We start from the raw sequence: 18,735 nt of genomic DNA on the forward strand, positions 1-18,735 counted from the left end.
ACAGCGTGCAAAATTGTGCGCTGTTTTTTGTGTGTAAAAGCTCTTGAAAATTTCGAAAATTATTTCAAAATATTTTCGATAAAACTGATTTTATTCCGGGCTATTTTATTATATAATAAGGAAGGAATATTTTTTGTAAAAATTTTAGAATTTTCACAAAAAAACTCCCAAAAGTGTTGACAATGTGTGGCTAACATTGTATAATACCAGTTGTGCCTAAAGTTAATGAGCGTAGAAGTGGAAGGTTGCTCGGAGAAAGTGATTAATCTTCCGAGGTAATTTTCACCGAGAAGTCCTACAAGATTAGGGCGATGGGTTAAACTTTTTAAAAAAGTTTTTTAAATTTTAGGTGACTGTACACCCGGGAGGGTGTATGAATATAACCCAGCAAGACGCTTCTTCAAAAATACAGAGGAGGTGCCTACATGGCAAATCAAAAAATCAGAATTAGACTTAGAGCTTATGATCATGAGTTAATCGATCAATCAGCTCAAAAAATCGTTGAAGCAGCTAAGAGAACTGATGTTAAAGTATCAGGTCCTATTCCGTTGCCAACAGAAAAAGAAATTATTACAATCTTAAGAGCTGTTCACAAGTATAAGGATTCGAGAGAGCAGTTCGAACAAAGAACACATAAGAGATTAATCGATATCATTAATCCTAACGCAAAGACATTGGAAGCCCTTAAAAAACTTAATCTTCCTGCCGGCGTAGATATCGAAATTAAACTTTAATCTTAGTATGATTGTAAAGCAATCCGCTGTAAGTAAATTTTAATGTGGATATCACACTATAGGAGGTGTACTCAATGAAGAGTATTTTAGGTAAAAAAATCGGAATGACTCAAATCTTCGACGGAGATGGTAGTGTTGTTCCAGTAACTGTCATTGAAGCGGGTCCAATGGTTGTTACACAAATCAAAACTAAAGAAAAAGAAGGATATAACGCAATTCAAGTTGGTTTTATCGAAAAGAAAGAAAAACACGTTAACCAACCAATGAGAGGCCATTTTGGCAAGGCTAATGTTTCATTCAAGAAACACTTACAAGAGTTTAAAATTGGTGATGATGAACAATTTAACCTTGGCGATGAAATCAAGTCTGATATTTTCAATGACGGAGATGTTGTTGATGTTATCGGTATTTCAAAGGGTAAGGGAACTCAAGGTGCTATTGTTAGACACAACTATTCAAGAGGACCTATGGGTCACGGTTCTAAATCACACAGAGTTGCCGGTGCGAGAAGTGCGGGTTCTTATCCAGCAAGAGTTTTCAAAGGACGTAAAGGTTCTGGAAAAATGGGTCACGACCGTGTAACTGTTCAAAACTTAACTATTGTTAAAGTTGACAATGAAAGAAACTTACTTCTTATCAAGGGAGCTGTTCCAGGAAATAAAGGTGGAGTAGTTACTGTAAGAGAAGCTATTAAGTCAAAATAGGAAGGAGGATGAAATATGCCTAAAGTTCAAATTTTAAACCAACTAGGCGAAAATGTTGGAGAATTAGAATTAAATGAAGCCATTTTCGGCGTTGATGTTAATGAGCATGTTGTTTATGAAGTAGTTAAAAATCAACTTGCTAATAAAAGACAAGGCACACAATCTGCTAAAACTCGTAGCGAGGTAAGAGGTGGAGGAAAGAAGCCTTGGAGACAAAAAGGTACAGGTAGAGCAAGACAAGGTAGTATTAGATCTCCACAATGGAGAGGTGGTGGGGTAGTATTCGCTCCAAAGCCTAGAGATTACAGCTACGCTGTTCCTAAGAAGGTTAAGAGACTTGCAATCAAATCTGTGTTGACTTCAAAAGTTAGCGACAATGAAATGATTGTTTTAGATAAATTAAACTTAGATGCAATAAGCACTAAAAAAGCTGTTGAAGTTTTAAAGAATATTAAAGCTGACAAAAAAGCTTTGGTTGTTGTTGAAAACCACAATGAAACTCTTTACAGGTCATTTAGAAACATTGAAAATGTAGCTATTTGCGAAGCTAGATTGATTAATGTGTATGACTGTTTGAAATACAACTCATTGGTAATCACAACTGATGCGGTTAAAATTCTTGAGGAGGTGTTTCAATAATGAAATCACCATATGATATTATTTTGAAACCAATAGTTTCTGAAGATTCTATGGCTAAGATGGAAGAAAAGAAATATGTTTTCAAAGTTGAAAAAAATGCTAATAAAATAGAAATCAGAAATGCTATCGAAAAGATTTTCGATGTAAAAGTTAAATCTGTTAACACTATGAATGTCAAAGGAAAAGTTAAGAGAATGGGAGCTCATAGTGGTAAAAGAGCTGATTGGAAGAAAGCTATAGTTGCATTGAGTGAAGATTCAAAAGAAATTGAATTTTTCGAAGGAATGTAATTAAGGGGGTAAAACATGGCTATAAAAAAATATAAACCGACTTCTGCCGGTGTACGTGGTATGAGTGTTTTGTCTTTTGACGAAATCACAAAAACTACTCCTGAAAAATCATTAACTGTTAGCTTGACTAAATCTGGCGGAAGAAACTCTTACGGTAGAGTTACTATTCGTCACAGAGGCGGCGGAGCTAAGAGAAAATATAGAATTATAGATTTTAAGAGAAACAAAGATGGTATCAAGGCTGTTGTTAAGTCAATCGAATACGATCCAAACAGAACAGCTAACATCGCTTTGTTGCAATACGCTGATGGTGAAAAGAGATACATCATTCAACCAGTAGGATTGAAGGTTGGAGATGTTGTTGAAAGCGGTGCTGATGTTGATATCGTACCTGGAAATGCTCTTCCACTTAGAAGTATTCCAGTAGGTACTACAGTTCACAACGTTGAAATGAAGGTTGGCAAAGGAGCTCAATTGGTTAGAACAGCTGGTGCAGAAGCACAACTTATGGCTAAGGAAGGCAAATTTGCACAATTGAGATTGCCATCAGGCGAATTTAGATTGATTCACCTTGACTGCAAAGCAACTGTAGGACAAGTAGGAAATATCTCTCACGAATTGGTTACAATTGGTAAGGCTGGACGTAACAGACACTTAGGTAAGAGACCTTATGTAAGAGGTTCGGCAATGAACCCAGTAGATCACCCTCACGGTGGTGGTGAAGGTAGAGCACCTATCGGTAGACCTGCTCCTTCAACTCCATGGGGTAAACCAGCACTTGGACTTAAGACTCGTAAGAAAAACAAGAAGTCTAACAAGTACATTGTAAGAAGAAGAAAGAAATAACGGAGGGATATAATGAGTAGATCACTTAAAAAAGGACCTTTCTGCGATGACCATTTAATGAAGAAAGTGGAAGAACTTAACAAAAACGACGAAAAGAAGATTATCAAAACATGGTCACGTCGTTCTACGATATTCCCTAACTTCGTAGGTCACACTATTGCAGTTCACGATGGAAGAAAGCACCTACCTGTTTATATTACTGACGATATGGTTGGTCATAAACTAGGAGAATTTGTTCCTACAAGAACATACAAAGGTCACATTAAAAACGAAAAAACAAGTAAGGTTCGTAAGTAATATAAGGAGGTATGACAATGCAAGCTAAAGCTATAGCGAAATATGTACGTATTTCTCCTCTAAAAGTAAATTTTATATGCAAAGAAATTAGAGGTAAACAAGTTGATGAAGCCCTTGCTATATTGAAATTCACTCCTAAAAAAGGTGCTAGAATTTTAGAAAAAGTGCTAAATTCAGCAATTGCAAACGCAGAACACAATTTTGGATTAAACAGAGAAGAACTTTTCGTATCACAAGCATATGCTAACAATGCTCCTGTAATGAAAAGATGGAGACCAAAAGCAAAAGGTATGGCTTATCCGATTCTTAAAAGATCAAGCCATGTTGGCGTAATTGTAGAAGAAAGAGAATTATAAGGAGGAGTCTGATGGGTCAAAAAGTTAATCCTAAAGGATTAAGAGTTGGTGTTATCAAAGACTGGGATTCAAGATGGTTTGCAGACAAGAAAGAATTTGGGGACTATTTAGTAGAAGACCATAAAATTCGTGAACTTATCAAAAAAGAATCTTTTAGTGCTGGTATCAGCAGTGTTTCAATAGAAAGAGCATCAAACAAAATCAAAGTAACTATCAATACAGCTAAACCTGGTATGGTTATTGGTCGTCAAGGAGCAGGTGTTGAAGAGTTAAAAGCAAAATTAGAAAAATTAACAGGTAAAAATTTAATCATAAATGTAGAAGAAATTAAGTTCCAAGACTTAGATGCACAATTAGTTGCAGAAAACATTGCAAGTCAATTGGAAAGACGTGTTTCTTTCAGACGTGCTATGAAGCAAACAATGCAAAGAAGTATGAGAGCAGGAGCTTTGGGTATTAAGACTATGGTTTCAGGTAGACTTGGCGGAGCTGATATGGCAAGAAGCGAAGGATACAGTGAAGGAACTATTCCTCTTCAAACTCTAAGAGCAGCCATTGATTATGGTTTTGCTGAAGCAGACACAACTTATGGTAAGCTTGGTGTTAAAGTTTGGTTGTACAAAGGTGAAATGTTACCTGGTATGACAGAAGAAGATTTGCCTGTTTACAAAAACAAAAAGAACGACAAAAACAAAAAAAGAAGAAGTAACAACAAAAAAGGTAAATCCCAAGCAGCTAAAAACTAATTTGAGAGGAGGAATATTCTATGTTAATGCCTAAGAGAGTTAAATACCGTAGAGTTCACAGAGGTAGAATGAAAGGTAAAGCATTAAGAGGTAATACTTTATCTTACGGTGATTATGGTATACAAGCGTTAGGGTCTTGTTGGTTGACAGCTAATCAAATAGAAGCAGCACGTCGTGCTATGACAAGATATATAAAAAGAGGCGGTAACATCTGGATTAAAGTATTTCCAGATAAACCAGTGTCAAAGAAGCCTATCGGTATTCGTATGGGTTCTGGTAAAGGAGCTCCTGAATATTGGGTAGCAGTTATTAAACCAGGTAGAGTATTGTTTGAAATGGCAGGTGTTCCTGAAGAAGTAGCTCGTGAAGCTATGAGACTTGCACAACACAAACTACCAATTAAAACTAAATTTATAACTCGTGAAGAGTTCCAAGAAAAGGACGGTGAAGCTGATGAAAACTAAAGAAATCCGTAATCTATCAGATCAAGATTTACAAAAACAATTAGAACAATCTAAAAGCGAATTGTTTAATCTTCGTTTTCAATTAGCTACTGGGCAATTAGAAAACCCTATGATGATAGGACTTGTAAAAAAAGATATAGCTCGTATTAAAACTATAATTAGAGAACGTGAGCTAAACATTGGTAAGGAGGCATAACAATTATGGAAAGAAATATGAGAAAAACCATAGTTGGGGTAGTTGTTTCAGACAAAATGGATAAGTCAATTGTTGTAGAAGTTAAAACACTTGTCAAAGACCCTTTGTACGGAAAGCAACTAAGAAAAACAACAAAGTTTAAGGCACACGATGAAGAAAATATCGCTGGTGTTGGCGATAAAGTTAAAATAATGGAAACAAGACCTCTTTCTAAGACAAAGAACTGGAGACTTGTAGAAATTATAGAAAAAGCTAAGTAATTCTTATTACGAAAGGAGAATTTTATGATTCAACAAGAAAGTCGTTTGAGAGTTGCAGATAACTCTGGTGCAAAAGAACTACTAGTAATAAGAGTTTTAGGTGGTACTAAAAGAAAGTACGCAGCTATCGGTGACATCGTAGTTTGCTCAGTTAAATCTGCACAACCGGGCGGTATGGTTAAAAAAGGTGATGTAGTAAAAGCTGTTATCGTAAGAACAACTAAACCATTGGGAAGAGCTGATGGAAGTTACATCAGATTTGACGATAATGCAGCTGTAATTATAAAAGATGATAAAAATCCAGTGGGAACAAGAATTTTTGGTTCAGTTACTCGTGAATTGAGAGCCAATAACTTCATGAAAATAATCTCATTGGCACCTGAAGTATTATAATTGGAGGTGTAGAGAGATATGAAGATTAAAAATGGAGATACTGTAATAGTTATTTCTGGTAAAGACAAAGGCAAAACTGGAAAAGTAACTAAAGTATTAGCCAAAGAAAATAGAGTCATAGTAGAAGGAGTTAATATAGTAACTAAGCACCAAAAGGCTAACGGACGTGGTGTTGAAAGTGGACTAATTAAGAAAGAAGCTGCTATTGATGTTTCAAACGTAATGTATTATGATGCTAAAAACAAAAAAGGCACTAGATTAGGTTACAAGTTTGAAGACGGTAAGAAAGTTAGATTTATGAAATCTAGCAATGAAACAATTAAGTAACATAAGGAGGGTATAAACTTGACTTCCAGATTAAAAGAAAAATATACAAATGAAGTTGTTCCTTTCTTGGTTGAACGCTTCAAATACAAAAACATCATGCAAGTTCCAAGATTGGAAAAAATCGTGCTTAACATGGGTTTAGGTTCTTCAAAAGAAAACCCTAAGGCTATCGAAAGTGCTGTTAAAGAATTAGAAACAATTACAGGACAACACCCAATTGTAACAAAAGCAAGAAAATCTATAGCGAACTTCAAATTGAGAGAAGGTATGAATGTAGGTGTTAAAGTTACATTGCGTGGTGACAAAATGTATGATTTCTTAGATAAATTTATGAACATTTCTCTTCCTCGTGTAAGAGACTTTAGAGGTATTTCTTCTAAATCATTTGATGGTAGAGGAAACTATGCTGTAGGTATCAAAGAACAATTGATATTCCCTGAAATCGAATACGATATGGTAGATCAAATCAGAGGTATGGACATTGTTGTCGTTACTACTGCAAACACTGACGAAGAAGCTAAGGAATTATTAGACAAAATGGGAATGCCATTTAAGAAATAAGGAGGAGTTTTAGTGGCTAAAAAATCAATGATAGCAAAACAAAAAAGACCTGCAAAGTTTAGCACAAGAGAATACAATAGATGCAAAATTTGTGGTAGACCTCACGGATATTTAAAGAAATATGGCATCTGCCGTATATGCTTTAGAGAATTGGCTTATAAAGGCGAAATCCCTGGCGTAAGAAAAGCAAGCTGGTAAGAAAGGAAGGAGGAAGCTTTTATGATAACTGACCCTATAGCAGATATGCTTACAAGAATAAGAAACGCAGTTAATGCTAAACATAAAGTTGTTGAAGTTCCTGCATCTAATATCAAAAAATCAATCGCACAAATTTTGTTAGATGAAGGATTTATCGATGGTTTCAATGTTACTGATGATGGTAAACAAGGAATCATTACAATAGATTTAAAATATGGTCCTAACGAAGAAAAAGTAATTTCAGGTATCAAGAGAATATCTAAACCTGGACTTCGTGTCTATGCCAGAGCAAATGAAGTTCCTAAGGTTTTAGGCGGACTTGGTATTGCTATTGTCTCTACATCAAAAGGCCTTGTAACTGACAAAGTTGCTAGAAAAGAAGGTATTGGTGGAGAGGTAATTTGTTACGTATGGTAACACAAACATTATAAGGAGGTTTGACCATGTCAAGAATTGGATTAAAACCAATTGAAATTCCTAATGGCGTTGATGTAAAAATAACTGAAGACAATTTGTGTACTGTAAAAGGACCAAAAGGTGAATTAGTTGAACAAATGCCTAAGGAAATGATTATCAAAATAGAAGATAATACAATCACAGTTTCAAGACCTTCAGAAATCAAAAGACACAAAGCACTTCATGGTTTGACAAGAACACTTGTTTACAACATGATTGTTGGTGTTACTGAAGGATACAAGAAAACTTTAATTATAGAAGGTACTGGTTACAGAGCAGCTAAACAAGGCAAAAAATTGGTGTTGAACTTGGGATATTCTCACACAATTGAAAAAGAAGACCCACAAGGAATCTCTGTTGAAGTTCCTGAACAACACACACTTGTTATCAGTGGAATCGACAAACAATTAGTTGGTAACTACGCAGCAAAAATCAGAGACCTAAGAGGACCTGAACCATACAAAGGTAAAGGTATCAGATATGAAGATGAACATATTAGACGTAAAGTCGGTAAAACAGGTAAGTAGGAAAGGAGTAAGGTATGTTTAAGAAAATTGATAAAAATGCAAATAGAGTTAAAAGACATTTACGTATTCGTAAAAACCTTGCTGGTACTTCTGAAAAACCAAGACTATGCGTATTCAAGTCTAATACTAACATCTATGCACAATTAATTGACGATGTTAACCACAACACATTGGTATCTGCTTCAACATTAGACAAAGATTTCAACGGTGAATCAAAATCTAACAAAGAAGCTGCTAAACTTGTTGGTGAATTAATCGGTAAGAAAGCTATCGATAAAGGCATCGAACAATGCGTATTTGACAGATCAGGATATTTATATCACGGAAAAGTCAAAGAATTAGCTGAAGGTGCTAGAAGCGCCGGACTTAAATTTTAGTGCAAGGGAGGTATTTAGTATTGGAACTTTTAAATAAAGAAGTAGAAGGTTTAGAATTAGAAGAAAGAGTTGTAAATATTAACCGTGTAGCTAAGGTTGTTAAGGGTGGTAGAAACTTTAGATTCGCAGCCCTTGTAGTTGTTGGAGACAAAAACGGACACGTTGGCGTTGGTATTGGTAAAGCACAAGAAGTACCAGAAGCTATCAGAAAGGCTAGCCAAGATGCCAAAAAACACGTCTTCTGTGTTCCTATCGTAAACACAACTATTCCTCACCAAGTGACAGGAATTTTCGGAGCTGGTAGAGTATTGTTAAAACCAGCTGGAGAAGGTACTGGAGTTATCGCCGGTGGTCCTGTTCGTGCGGTATGTGAATTAGCTGGAATCAAAGACGTACGTTCTAAATCATTGGGAACATCAAACCCTCAAAACATTGTTAATGCAACAGTAGAAGGACTTAAATCACTTAAGACAGCTGAAAGCGTAGCTAAATTAAGAGGAAAGTCCGTAGAAGAAATTTTAAGATAAGGAGGGCTTTTAAGTATGAGTAAATTAAAGATAACTCTTAAAAAGAGCAAAATCGGCAGAATTGAAAAACACATTAGAACTTGTGAAGCCCTTGGACTTCATAAAATAGGACAAACAGTAGAAAAAGAAGACAATGATGCAATTCGTGGAATGATTAGACACATTGCATTCATGGTTAACGTAGAAGAAGTTAAATAGGAGGTGTTATAAGTGAAACTACACAATTTAAGACCTGCTAAAGGTGGAGAAGTTAAAGCGAGAAAAAGAGTTGGTAGAGGTTACGGTTCAGGATTAGGACACAATGCTGGACGTGGTAGAGACGGACAAAACTCAAGATCAGGCGGAGGCGTAAGACCAGGATTTGAAGGGGGTCAAATGCCTTTATTCAGAAGACTTCCTAAGAGAGGCTTCAAAAACCACTTCGCTAAGCAATACGCTGAAATCAACGTAAGAGATTTGAATTGCTTCGAAGATGGAGTAGAAATAACACCAGAAATCCTAGCTGACTGTGGATTCTTCAAACCATCTAAAGCAAAAGACGGCGTTAAGATTCTTGGCGATGGAGAATTGACAAAGAAATTAACTATTAAAGCTAACAAATTTACAAAATCAGCTGAAGAAAAAATTACAAAAGCCGGAGGAAAGGTAGAGGTGATTTAAGATGCTTAAAACCTTAAGAGACTCTTGGAAGGTTTTAGACATTCGTAAAAGAATCGGCTTTACTCTACTAATGCTTGTAGTTTTTAGATTAGGTAATTCAATTCCGGTTCCTTTTATGGATAAGGCCATCATTAAACAAATAATGAACGGTCAAAACGGCGGTATAGTTTCTTTATTGAATCTACTAAGTGGTGGGTCATTGAGACAAATGAGCGTATTCGCTTTGTCGATTTACCCTTACATTACCGCCTCAATCATTCTTCAACTTTTAACAGTAGCTTTTCCTAGATTGGGAGAACTAACTCGTGAAGGAGAAGAAGGCAAGAAGAGAATGGGAAAATACACTAAAATCTGTAGTATATTTTTAGCATTCATACAAGGATACGCTACGGTTAATGGTTTATTTAACAAAGCAATCGTAGACAGAAGTTTTCTAACAGGTTTTGTTATACTAATAAGTTTAGTAGCAGGATCGATGTTTCTTGTATGGTTAGGTGAGATGATTACAGAAAGAGGTATCGGAAATGGTATTTCAATCTTGATTTTCTTGGGAATCATATCGAATATGCCAAGACAAATTGGCTCGATGATATTCCAATCCAGACAAGGTGCGATTTCTTGGTGGAAAGTATTATTATTTGTTGTAATAGCAATTATAATATTGATAGTAGTAGTTTTGATAAACCAAGGTGAAAGAAGAATCCCTGTACAATACGCTAAGAGAGTAGTAGGAAGAAAAATGTATGGTGGACAATCAACTCATATTCCAATCAAGGTCAATATGGGAGGTGTAATGCCTGTAATCTTTGCATCAGCAATATTACAATTGCCACAGACAATAGCATTATTATTCGGCAAAGATATGCCGGGATGGCTAGCCCACATTTTCACAGTACAAACAACATCGGGTCTAGTAATCTTCTCAGTAGTAAATATGTTATTGATTATAATATTCGCATTCTTCTACTCAGCAATTCAGTTTAACACTGTAGAATACGCTAAAAACTTGCAACAATACGGTGGATTTATTATGGGTATTAGACCTGGAAAACCAACAGGTATGTATCTAAAGAAAATTTCTGACAGAGTAACATTTATAGGAGCAATTATATTGGCATTCGTTGCTTCAGCTCCAATGCTAATCACAAAAGCTATAGGAATACAAATCCTATTCGGTGGTACTTCAATCATCATCGTAGTAGGTGTAGTATTAGATACTGTAAAACAAATGGAAAGTATGCTAACTATGAAACACTATAAAGGATTTTTGAAATAAGGAGTTTATAATGAGATTAATATTATTAGGACCTCCGGGAGCAGGTAAAGGAACTCAAGCAAAGCGTATCATCGAAGAACTTAACATTCCTCACATTTCAACTGGCGATATTTTCAGAAAAAATATCAAAGAAAAGACAGAATTAGGTCAAAAAGTTGAAGGCTTACTTGCAGAAGGCAAACTTGTACCAGACGAATTGACGATAGAAATAGTGTGGGACAGACTCGACAAAGAAGATTGCAAAAATGGATTCTTACTTGACGGTTTCCCAAGAACAATTCCTCAAGCACAAGCACTTGAACAAGGGCTTAACGATAGAGGATTGAAGCTTGATCGTGTATTGAACATCGATGTTGACAAAGATTCTCTTGTAAAAAGATTATCTGGAAGACGTGTATGTCCTAACTGCGGTGCAAGTTACCACATCGACAACAACCCTTCAAAGGTAGAGGGAATCTGTGATTCTTGTCATACTCCAGTCATTCAAAGAGAAGATGACAAGGAAGAGACAGTACTCGACAGAATCAGAGTATACGATTCACAAACAAAACCTTTGGTAGATTTCTACACACAAAGAAATCTAGTGTTTACAGTTGATGGTACTCTTCCAATTGATGAAATCACTGACAAGTTAGTAACAGAATTGAAAAAAGGTTAGAATTAATGAGCCAATACAACAAACTTGAAGCAGGACAGGTTGTTTTGAGTACTTGTGGTCGTGATATGGGCAAACTACAAATGGTTTTGGAAATTCTTGACGATTCTTATGTATTGGTAGTAGATGGAAAACAACGTAAAATCGAAAAGCCAAAGAAAAAGAAGACTAAACATCTTCAAAAGTTAAACAAAAAGTTAAGCTTGGAAAATCTCACAGACAAAAAGCTTAGAATGATGTTAAACAATTTAAAAAAGGAGGATCGAGAAAAGAATGTCCAATAAAGAAGTTATTGAATTAGAGGGAACAGTAGTTGATGCTCTTCCTAATACGGTTTTTAAGGTAGAACTTCAAAATGGCCATGTAATCACAGCTCATATTTCAGGCAAATTAAGAATGAATTATATAAGAATTCTTCCTGGAGATAAGGTGACAGTTGAACTATCGCCTTATGATTTGGAACGTGGAAGAATAACATGGAGAAAGAAATAGACGGAGGTTAAGCAATGAAAGTAAGACCATCAGTTAAAAAAATGTGCGAAAAGTGCAAGATTATAAAAAGAAAAGGTCGTGTTATGGTTATTTGCGATAACCCTAAACACAAACAAAGACAAGGTTAGTAGGAGGTATAAATGGCAAGAATTCAAGGTGTCGACTTACCAAATGACAAACGTGTAGAAATTGGACTAACTGCAATTTATGGAATAGGTAGACAATCATCAAACAAAATCTTATCTAAATTGGGCATCAACCCAGACACTAGAGTAAAAGATTTGACAGAATCAGAAATCACTGACATCAGAAATGAATTAGACAACTATCTTACTGAAGGGGATTTGCGTCGTGATGTAGCGATGAATATCAAAAGATTGAAAGAAATCAACTGCTACAGAGGAACAAGACACAAAAAAGGTCTTCCAGTAAGAGGACAAAATACTAAGAACAACGCAAGAACTCGTAAGGGTCCTAGAAAACAAGCATAGAGAGGGGGAAATTAATTGGCACTAAAAACTAAAAGCACGAAACGTAGCGTTCGTGGTAAAAAAAGAGTAAAAAAGAATGTTGAAAAAGGTCAAGCACATATTTCTTCTACATTTAACAACACTATGGTATGTTTAACTGACCTTAACGGTAATGTATTAAGCTGGGCTTCAGCTGGACAATTAGGTTTCAGAGGCTCAAGAAAATCAACTCCATACGCTGCACAACAAGCTGCAGAAGAAGCTGCAAAAAAAGCTATGGAACACGGTTTAAAATCAGTTGAAGTATATGTAAAAGGACCAGGTTCAGGAAGAGAATCAGCAATTAGAAGTTTACAAGCTTCTGGACTTGAAGTTAGTTCGATAAAAGATGTAACTCCAATCCCTCACAATGGTTGTAGACCACCAAAGAAGAGAAGAGTATAACATATAGGATTAATTCAGGATTTCCTGATGGAACTTGTCGAAGGAGTGTATTTATGACTGAACAATTAGATACAAAAATAAAAATCGTTGAATTAGATGAACAAAATAATTACGCTAAATTTGTCATAATGCCACTGGAAAGGGGATATGGAACTACTCTAGGAAACTCTCTAAGAAGAGTTTTATTATCATCATTACCAGGCGCTGCTATATCAAAGATAAATATCCAAGGTGTAGCTCATGAAATGTCTACGATTAAAGGGGTCAAAGAAGACGTACCTGAAATAATTTTAAATTTAAAAGGCATCGCTGTAAAAAAATACAATGAAGAACCAATATCTCTTAATGTAGACGTTAAAGGTCCATGTGTTCTAACAGCTAAGGATATATTAGTTGATACTGATTTGGAAGTTAAAAATCCTGATCACTATATTGCAACACTTAACGAAGACGCTTCATTAGAAATGCAAATCACAGTCATTAACGGAAAAGGCTACAAAATATCTGACTTCAACAAATCTGACGATGATATTATTGGAGATATCGCCGTTGACTCACTGTTTAGCCCTGTGAAAAAGGTTAATTTCACAGTGGATAATGCCAGAGTTGGCCAAGTAATTGATTACGATAAGCTTACATTAGAAGTGTGGACTAATGGCACTATTAGACCACAAGATGCCGTAAGTGAAGGTAGCAATATCTTAATCAATTGCCTGGAATTATTCAGTGAATTACCTAACTACGAGTGTAATACTAGCAGTGACGACGAAGAAAATGTGAAAGATAAAGAATCACAAAAAGGCATTAACATCGAAGAATTGGACTTCTCATTGAGGTCATTCAATTGTTTGAAGAGAGCGAGCATCAATACTGTTGGTGACATAATCGCTCATTCAAAAGCAGATATGATGAAGATTAAGAACTTTGGTAAAAAATCCTTAGACGAAGTTGAAGAAAAACTTCAACAAATGGGCCTTGCATTTAAAGAAGAAATAAAAGACGAATAAAGGAGGATAAACATTGGCTAACTTAAGAAAATTAGGTAGAAGAACCGATCATAGAACAGCAATGTTAAGAAACCTAGTTCAATCATTGTTTGAAAATGGTAAAATCCAAACAACAGTTACTCGTGCTAAAGAAGTTAGAAGAGAAGCTGAAAAGATGATTACACTTGGTAAAAAAGGTGATTTAAGTGCTAAGAGAGAAGCTCTTAAATATATCTACAAAAAAGACGTTGTGTTTACTTTGTTTGAAGAAATCGCACCAGTTTATGCTGACAGACAAGGTGGATACACTAGAATATTAAAATTAGGACCTCGTAGAGGTGACGGATCTGAAATGTGCATACTTGAATTAGTAGATTACACAAAGAAAGAATCCTCAGAAGAAAAAGAAACAGTTAAAGCTGACAAATAAAACAACAAATAACTAAGCATTTGCTTAGTTATTTTTTTGTGTTCAAAAACATTGTAATAGAAAAACAAAAAATATATAATAAACATAAGATAAAAAAATGTTGTGAATCAGTTGTTTCTGAAATGTTCTGTAGATATAAGATAATTTTAATTTATCATAAATAACAAAATTAGGAGGAATTTATGAACAAAAAAATTTTGGCAGGAGTATTAATTACTTCCCTACTAATCGGCACAAATTCATTCGCCGCTAATGAAGCCAAGAAGCTCGACACGATTTCGGATTTTGGACTCAAAATCGACTCCAAATTGGACAAGAACAATTTGGAAGATGAAATCAAATTGCAAGACAATGTCACGATTACATTTGACAAAGACGGAAATCTTTTGTCACTAGACGGATTGAATGCCAAAGGCGGAGTTCTAAAAGGAAAAACAGACGAAAAATTCGAGGACTATTTGAAAGAAACCATCGAACACCTCAAAAAAGAAGGACACATACCAGATGCCTACAAACAAGTAGACAGACAAGACATCCTCGAAAATGGAGTTAAAATTGTTTTTGAAAAGGAAAATTCTTTTAACGTGAAAAATCCGCACAACATAATAACACTCTCATTTGACAAGAAAACAAACGAATTGAAAACATTCAACAAAATAGAAGACTTTGAAGTCACAAAAGCACCTGCAATAAAGCTTGAAGATGCTAAGAAAGTTGCACTCGAAAAGCTAAAAAGCATCAAGGATTTTGACGAATCAAAGCTAAAATCACAGACTGCTGTGACTGATATCGACAAATTGCCAACCAAATTCACTGACACGAAGGGCTTGGTTGTATGCCACGTATTTGAATACAACGACACAAAAGTATATGTAGATGCGAACACGAACAAACTACTCGGTGCTGACAAGCTTAAATTAGCACAATCAAAATTGTTCGACGTTTCGAGAATAAGCGGCAAAAACAGAGTTGATACAGCGATACAAATCTCCGAAAACTACTTCAAATCGTCGGAGTATGTGATACTTGCTAACCAAAACAACTTCCCAGATTCACTAAGTGCATCGATTCTTTCGAACACATACAAAGCACCGATTTTGTTGACTGACTCGAACAAAACAGACAAAAATCTAAAATCAGAGATAAAGAGATTGAAGGCTACTCACTTCATAAAAATTGGTGGCAAAAATTCAATAAGTGACGATGTGTTCTACAAACTTATTCCTGAAAAAAGCAAAGTAAAATCATTCAAAGGCTCTGATAGATACGCAACAAACGCCGAAATCATCAGAGAATACAAAGACGCCGACACTTGCATAATAGCTAACGGAGACAATTTTGCAGACAGCTTGGCAATAGGTGCATTTGCTACAAAACACCAATACCCTATCGTGTTGGTACAAAAAAATAAAATCAACGAAGTCACTAAGAAGGCATTGAAGAAGATGAACTTCAAGAAATGCTACATTGTCGGTGGTGAAAACTCCGTATCGAGAGCATTAGAAAAAGAGTTACCGAAAGTAATCGACAGAATTTCTGGAAAAGACAGATACGAAACATCTCTCAAAATAGCAGAAAAATTCTACAAAGACAGCACCGAAGTATATCTTGCAAGTGGGGAAGTGTTTGCAGATAGCTTGGCGATCAACCCAATAGCTGCACTCAACGACACACCTCTAATCCTAACTGAAAAAGACAAATTGCCACAAAAAGCACAAGACTACCTACAAAACTCGAAAATAACAGAACTAACTATAGTAGGTGGACAAAATACAGTGTCGAAGAAAATTCAACAACAACTATCCAAGAAAGTTGAATCCGAAAAAACAAACACTACATTCACATACACAAAAGACGGAAAGAAAATCACGATAGAATTGTCAAAAAAAGAAAAAGAACAACTAGATGAATTGATGAAGAAAAACAAAGATATCGTCAAAAAATCAAGACTAAAAAGCATATTTGACAACTACTTTAAAAAACTCGACAAAAACGGCAAGGAAACCACATTAGTATCTGTAAATAACGAAAAAAACCAAGTAGTCATTGACGATTCTGTACTAGAAAAAGGTGCCGTTCTCAATAAAGACAACACGCTTGCCAAACAATACATCGAATTTATCGAAAAATTACAACAAAAATAGTGCGAAAATCTTGAAAAACGACGAACTTGATGATATAATATCGTTGGCTTAAAAAATTATCGCGGCAAATAATTTTTTAATGGAGATGAATATTAATGGCAAGAATGATGGGACCTAGATTTAAACAATCTAGAAGATTAGGTCTTAACGTATGCGGTCACCCAAAAGCTAACAAAAGAATGGGTAAAGGACTTGGAAGAAACGACAAGAAATTAACTGAATATGGTATGCAACTTCTTGAAAAACAAAGATTGAGAGCATATTACGGAGTAAATGAAAAACAAATGCACAAATACTTCGAAAAAGCCCTCAACAACAGAGAAGGACTTACTACAGGGGATGTAATGGTAAGACAATTGGAAACTAGATTAGACAACCTAGTGCTAAGAGCTTCATTTGCATCATCAATCAGACAAGCAAGACAAATGGTATCTCACGGACTTATCAGAGTTAACGGTAAAAAAGTAGATATTCCATCTTTCCAAGTAAAAGAAGGCTCTGTAATCGAATTGAAAGAAAAATCAAGATCTAATGAATTGTTCAAAGAAAACTACGAAACAAACTTTGCACAATCATTACCTTACATTGACAAGGAAGAAAACTTCAAAGTAACTTTGACAAGACTTCCAGAAAGACAAGAAATTCCAATAGAAATTACAGACTCACTAATAGTTGAGTTGTACTCAAGATAATAAAAAGGCAAGTAGAAATACTTGCTTTTTTTATTTGCAAATTTTCATCGAAAACACACGAACCTTTAACTTGCGAAAAAACAAATTAAAAAGTACAATAAAATAAAAATAAACCTAAGGAAATAATATGAAAAAAAGACTCACACTACTTATTGTTCTGATTTTGTTTCTGGTATACTTCAGTCAAACAGCGTTTTTCACGTTTTACGCACTGCCAAACACCTACGTAAACGGCTACAATATGAGCTACGTTGAAAAATCAAAAATAGTAGACAGAAACGCATCCGACAACACACTGACAATTTATAAAAAAGACGACCCAATATTAAAAATAAACACAAAACAAGTCGATTTCAACCTAAAAATCCCCGAAGACTTCAAATTTGAACAAAACCCACTATCATGGCCACTGTCGTTTTTTGACTCGAAAAAATACACCATACACTTCGACTACTCCATAGACGAAGCCAAACTCGACCAACTACTCAACAGAGCAAATTTGAACAAAAACGCCAAAAAATCGTACAATGCATACATCGCCTACCTCGACGACAACTACACAATAATACCCGAAGAAGAGGGAAACGAAATAGACATCGACAAACTAAAACAAACAATCAAAAAAGCACTACTACAACAGAAAAAAGAAATCACAATCAAAGAAGAATACAAAAAACCCGAAATCTACTCCAACACAGTCGAACTCATAAGAGCCAAAAACAAACTCAACCAACTAAAAGACATCGAAATAAGCTTCGACTTCAACGACACAATCTACAAACTAAAAGACAGACAAGTAAGAAATATGATAGACTACGATGAAAAAAAAGGCTTCAAATACAACACAAAAGAAATAGAAAACTACGTCGACGAACTCAAAAAAATGACCGACACCTACAACAAAGACCACATAATAACAACCATCGAAAACAAAAAAATAACACTACCATCCATAGACTACGGATGGCAAATAGACAAAGACAAAACAGTCAAACTCATCGAAGAAACGCTGGAAGAAGGAAAAGACCAAACAATAGAACCCATCTACGCCAAAACAGCCAAATCCCGACTCAAAAACGACATCCAAGACGAATACATCGAAATAGACAAACAAAACAAAATGCTCTACTACATCAACAACTACAAACTGGCAAAATCAGTGCCGATACAACTAACCAACAACATACCGAAAGGAATATACAAAATCGACACCAAAACAAAACAACACCCAAACAACTACGAACTAGAGTTTTACAGATTCAAAATCTCAGACGACACACACTCAGACATAATAGTAAACCCATCGCTACTAGAAACAATCTACTTCGACGCAAAAACCGACATAGCAGTCATAGTCTACTAAAACAAAAAATGAAAATTCACTTGACAACAAAGTGTAAAATTGGTATTATATATAAGCACTCAGTTGTGAAGTGAATGTTTTATTTTAAATAAAAGAAAAACTTGACAAAAAAGAAATAAACGAGTATACTATAATAGTTAACTCACTAAATTTCGTGAGTAAAGAACCTTAAAAACAAAATAAGTAAATACTTTGAGAGAAAAGTACAAACCAAACAATAATTCG

The 18,735-nt window shown here is 35.2% G+C and carries 33 protein-coding genes; all 33 read left to right on the forward strand.

The genetic code is table 11. From position 1 onward, the window contains the following. The first annotated feature begins 425 nt into the window (after positions 1 to 425). The 33 genes from rpsJ (at position 426) to Q0X02_RS05885 (ending at position 18,510) form a co-directional block, all read left to right on the forward strand. Complete coding sequence (rpsJ, locus tag Q0X02_RS05725) at positions 426 to 734, forward strand: 30S ribosomal protein S10 (protein WP_094229370.1); 309 nt, start codon at positions 426 to 428, stop codon at positions 732 to 734. Between the two features lie 74 nt (positions 735 to 808). Next, complete coding sequence (rplC, locus tag Q0X02_RS05730; RefSeq protein WP_297812888.1) at positions 809 to 1,438, forward strand: 50S ribosomal protein L3; 630 nt, start codon at positions 809 to 811, stop codon at positions 1,436 to 1,438. Between the two features lie 15 nt (positions 1,439 to 1,453). After that, a complete protein-coding gene (gene rplD, locus Q0X02_RS05735) occupies positions 1,454 to 2,077 on the forward strand; it encodes a 50S ribosomal protein L4 (protein WP_297812889.1) in 624 nt (207 codons plus the stop codon). Next, positions 2,077 to 2,367, forward strand: coding sequence for a 50S ribosomal protein L23 (gene rplW / locus Q0X02_RS05740; protein ID WP_297812890.1), 291 nt, complete (start codon positions 2,077 to 2,079; stop codon positions 2,365 to 2,367). Before rplD ends, rplW begins: the two co-directional genes overlap by 1 nt. 15 nt (positions 2,368 to 2,382) lie before the next feature. Beyond that, complete coding sequence (gene rplB / locus Q0X02_RS05745; RefSeq protein ID WP_297812891.1) at positions 2,383 to 3,213, forward strand: 50S ribosomal protein L2; 831 nt, start codon at positions 2,383 to 2,385, stop codon at positions 3,211 to 3,213. 12 nt (positions 3,214 to 3,225) lie between these two features. Continuing rightward, a complete protein-coding gene (gene rpsS / locus Q0X02_RS05750) occupies positions 3,226 to 3,510 on the forward strand; it encodes a 30S ribosomal protein S19 (RefSeq protein ID WP_297812892.1) in 285 nt (94 codons plus the stop codon). A 17-nt stretch (positions 3,511 to 3,527) separates the two neighbouring features. After that, on the forward strand, positions 3,528 to 3,866 hold the full coding sequence (gene rplV, locus Q0X02_RS05755) for a 50S ribosomal protein L22 (RefSeq protein ID WP_297812893.1): 339 nt from the start codon (positions 3,528 to 3,530) through the stop codon (positions 3,864 to 3,866). Positions 3,867 to 3,877: 11 nt separating this feature from the next. Further along, the gene (rpsC, locus tag Q0X02_RS05760; protein ID WP_297812894.1) at positions 3,878 to 4,612 is read left to right on the forward strand and encodes a 30S ribosomal protein S3; all 735 of its coding nucleotides are present in this window, start codon (positions 3,878 to 3,880) and stop codon (positions 4,610 to 4,612) included. A 20-nt stretch (positions 4,613 to 4,632) separates the two neighbouring features. Then, positions 4,633 to 5,076 carry a 50S ribosomal protein L16 gene (gene rplP / locus Q0X02_RS05765; RefSeq protein WP_297812895.1) on the forward strand — a complete coding sequence of 148 codons (444 nt, stop codon included), beginning with the start codon at positions 4,633 to 4,635 and terminating at the stop codon, positions 5,074 to 5,076. Next, entirely contained in the window at positions 5,066 to 5,272 is a 207-nt protein-coding gene (gene rpmC, locus Q0X02_RS05770; protein ID WP_002836118.1) for a 50S ribosomal protein L29, read from the forward strand. The genes rplP and rpmC overlap by 11 nt, the downstream gene beginning before the upstream one ends. Positions 5,273 to 5,277: 5 nt before the next feature. Then, on the forward strand, positions 5,278 to 5,532 hold the full coding sequence (gene rpsQ, locus Q0X02_RS05775; protein WP_297812896.1) for a 30S ribosomal protein S17: 255 nt from the start codon (positions 5,278 to 5,280) through the stop codon (positions 5,530 to 5,532). Between the two features lie 24 nt (positions 5,533 to 5,556). Next, complete coding sequence (rplN, locus tag Q0X02_RS05780; RefSeq protein ID WP_002836120.1) at positions 5,557 to 5,925, forward strand: 50S ribosomal protein L14; 369 nt, start codon at positions 5,557 to 5,559, stop codon at positions 5,923 to 5,925. An 18-nt stretch (positions 5,926 to 5,943) separates the two neighbouring features. After that, entirely contained in the window at positions 5,944 to 6,252 is a 309-nt protein-coding gene (gene rplX, locus Q0X02_RS05785; RefSeq protein ID WP_297812898.1) for a 50S ribosomal protein L24, read from the forward strand. A gap of 18 nt (positions 6,253 to 6,270) precedes the next feature. Beyond that, positions 6,271 to 6,813: a 50S ribosomal protein L5 gene (rplE, locus tag Q0X02_RS05790; RefSeq protein ID WP_297812900.1), complete on the forward strand. Its 543-nt coding sequence runs from the start codon at positions 6,271 to 6,273 to the stop codon at positions 6,811 to 6,813. A 12-nt stretch (positions 6,814 to 6,825) separates the two neighbouring features. Continuing rightward, positions 6,826 to 7,011: a type Z 30S ribosomal protein S14 gene (locus Q0X02_RS05795; protein ID WP_002836123.1), complete on the forward strand. Its 186-nt coding sequence runs from the start codon at positions 6,826 to 6,828 to the stop codon at positions 7,009 to 7,011. Positions 7,012 to 7,032: 21 nt separating this feature from the next. Next, a complete protein-coding gene (rpsH, locus tag Q0X02_RS05800) occupies positions 7,033 to 7,428 on the forward strand; it encodes a 30S ribosomal protein S8 (protein ID WP_297812903.1) in 396 nt (131 codons plus the stop codon). A gap of 26 nt (positions 7,429 to 7,454) precedes the next feature. After that, on the forward strand, positions 7,455 to 7,994 hold the full coding sequence (rplF, locus tag Q0X02_RS05805) for a 50S ribosomal protein L6 (protein WP_297812905.1): 540 nt from the start codon (positions 7,455 to 7,457) through the stop codon (positions 7,992 to 7,994). A gap of 14 nt (positions 7,995 to 8,008) precedes the next feature. Continuing rightward, complete coding sequence (gene rplR, locus Q0X02_RS05810) at positions 8,009 to 8,371, forward strand: 50S ribosomal protein L18 (protein ID WP_297812907.1); 363 nt, start codon at positions 8,009 to 8,011, stop codon at positions 8,369 to 8,371. Between the two features lie 20 nt (positions 8,372 to 8,391). Then, positions 8,392 to 8,898, forward strand: coding sequence for a 30S ribosomal protein S5 (gene rpsE, locus Q0X02_RS05815; RefSeq protein ID WP_297812909.1), 507 nt, complete (start codon positions 8,392 to 8,394; stop codon positions 8,896 to 8,898). Positions 8,899 to 8,913: 15 nt separating this feature from the next. Continuing rightward, the gene (gene rpmD / locus Q0X02_RS05820; RefSeq protein WP_297812911.1) at positions 8,914 to 9,096 is read left to right on the forward strand and encodes a 50S ribosomal protein L30; all 183 of its coding nucleotides are present in this window, start codon (positions 8,914 to 8,916) and stop codon (positions 9,094 to 9,096) included. Positions 9,097 to 9,108: 12 nt separating this feature from the next. Beyond that, complete coding sequence (rplO, locus tag Q0X02_RS05825) at positions 9,109 to 9,558, forward strand: 50S ribosomal protein L15 (RefSeq protein ID WP_297812913.1); 450 nt, start codon at positions 9,109 to 9,111, stop codon at positions 9,556 to 9,558. 1 nt (position 9,559) lies between these two features. Beyond that, a complete protein-coding gene (gene secY, locus Q0X02_RS05830) occupies positions 9,560 to 10,834 on the forward strand; it encodes a preprotein translocase subunit SecY (protein ID WP_297812915.1) in 1,275 nt (424 codons plus the stop codon). Positions 10,835 to 10,844: 10 nt separating this feature from the next. Next, positions 10,845 to 11,492 (forward strand): adenylate kinase, encoded by a 648-nt coding sequence (locus tag Q0X02_RS05835; protein WP_297812918.1) that lies wholly within the window; start codon positions 10,845 to 10,847, stop codon positions 11,490 to 11,492. Between the two features lie 5 nt (positions 11,493 to 11,497). Beyond that, positions 11,498 to 11,773 carry a KOW domain-containing RNA-binding protein gene (locus Q0X02_RS05840; RefSeq protein ID WP_297812921.1) on the forward strand — a complete coding sequence of 92 codons (276 nt, stop codon included), beginning with the start codon at positions 11,498 to 11,500 and terminating at the stop codon, positions 11,771 to 11,773. Continuing rightward, positions 11,763 to 11,981: a translation initiation factor IF-1 gene (gene infA, locus Q0X02_RS05845; protein WP_297812924.1), complete on the forward strand. Its 219-nt coding sequence runs from the start codon at positions 11,763 to 11,765 to the stop codon at positions 11,979 to 11,981. The genes Q0X02_RS05840 and infA overlap by 11 nt, the downstream gene beginning before the upstream one ends. A 14-nt stretch (positions 11,982 to 11,995) precedes the next feature. Then, positions 11,996 to 12,109: a 50S ribosomal protein L36 gene (gene rpmJ / locus Q0X02_RS05850; RefSeq protein WP_002836138.1), complete on the forward strand. Its 114-nt coding sequence runs from the start codon at positions 11,996 to 11,998 to the stop codon at positions 12,107 to 12,109. A gap of 12 nt (positions 12,110 to 12,121) precedes the next feature. Next, the gene (rpsM, locus tag Q0X02_RS05855) at positions 12,122 to 12,472 is read left to right on the forward strand and encodes a 30S ribosomal protein S13 (RefSeq protein ID WP_297812928.1); all 351 of its coding nucleotides are present in this window, start codon (positions 12,122 to 12,124) and stop codon (positions 12,470 to 12,472) included. A gap of 15 nt (positions 12,473 to 12,487) precedes the next feature. After that, on the forward strand, positions 12,488 to 12,895 hold the full coding sequence (gene rpsK / locus Q0X02_RS05860; protein ID WP_297812931.1) for a 30S ribosomal protein S11: 408 nt from the start codon (positions 12,488 to 12,490) through the stop codon (positions 12,893 to 12,895). 53 nt (positions 12,896 to 12,948) lie between these two features. Further along, positions 12,949 to 13,902, forward strand: a complete 954-nt coding sequence (locus Q0X02_RS05865) for a DNA-directed RNA polymerase subunit alpha (RefSeq protein ID WP_297812934.1) — start codon at positions 12,949 to 12,951, stop codon at positions 13,900 to 13,902. A gap of 13 nt (positions 13,903 to 13,915) precedes the next feature. Continuing rightward, entirely contained in the window at positions 13,916 to 14,311 is a 396-nt protein-coding gene (gene rplQ, locus Q0X02_RS05870) for a 50S ribosomal protein L17 (RefSeq protein WP_297812937.1), read from the forward strand. A 182-nt stretch (positions 14,312 to 14,493) separates the two neighbouring features. Continuing rightward, positions 14,494 to 16,455, forward strand: a complete 1,962-nt coding sequence (locus tag Q0X02_RS05875) for a cell wall-binding repeat-containing protein (RefSeq protein ID WP_297812940.1) — start codon at positions 14,494 to 14,496, stop codon at positions 16,453 to 16,455. A 95-nt stretch (positions 16,456 to 16,550) separates the two neighbouring features. Beyond that, positions 16,551 to 17,147 (forward strand): 30S ribosomal protein S4, encoded by a 597-nt coding sequence (rpsD, locus tag Q0X02_RS05880; RefSeq protein WP_297812943.1) that lies wholly within the window; start codon positions 16,551 to 16,553, stop codon positions 17,145 to 17,147. Between the two features lie 127 nt (positions 17,148 to 17,274). Continuing rightward, positions 17,275 to 18,510 (forward strand): peptidoglycan binding domain-containing protein, encoded by a 1,236-nt coding sequence (locus Q0X02_RS05885; protein WP_297812946.1) that lies wholly within the window; start codon positions 17,275 to 17,277, stop codon positions 18,508 to 18,510. Positions 18,511 to 18,735 lie beyond the last annotated feature (225 nt).

Origin of the sequence: uncultured Finegoldia sp. (genome assembly GCF_947252345.1) — a bacterium.
GTDB lineage: Bacteria > Bacillota > Clostridia > Tissierellales > Peptoniphilaceae > Finegoldia.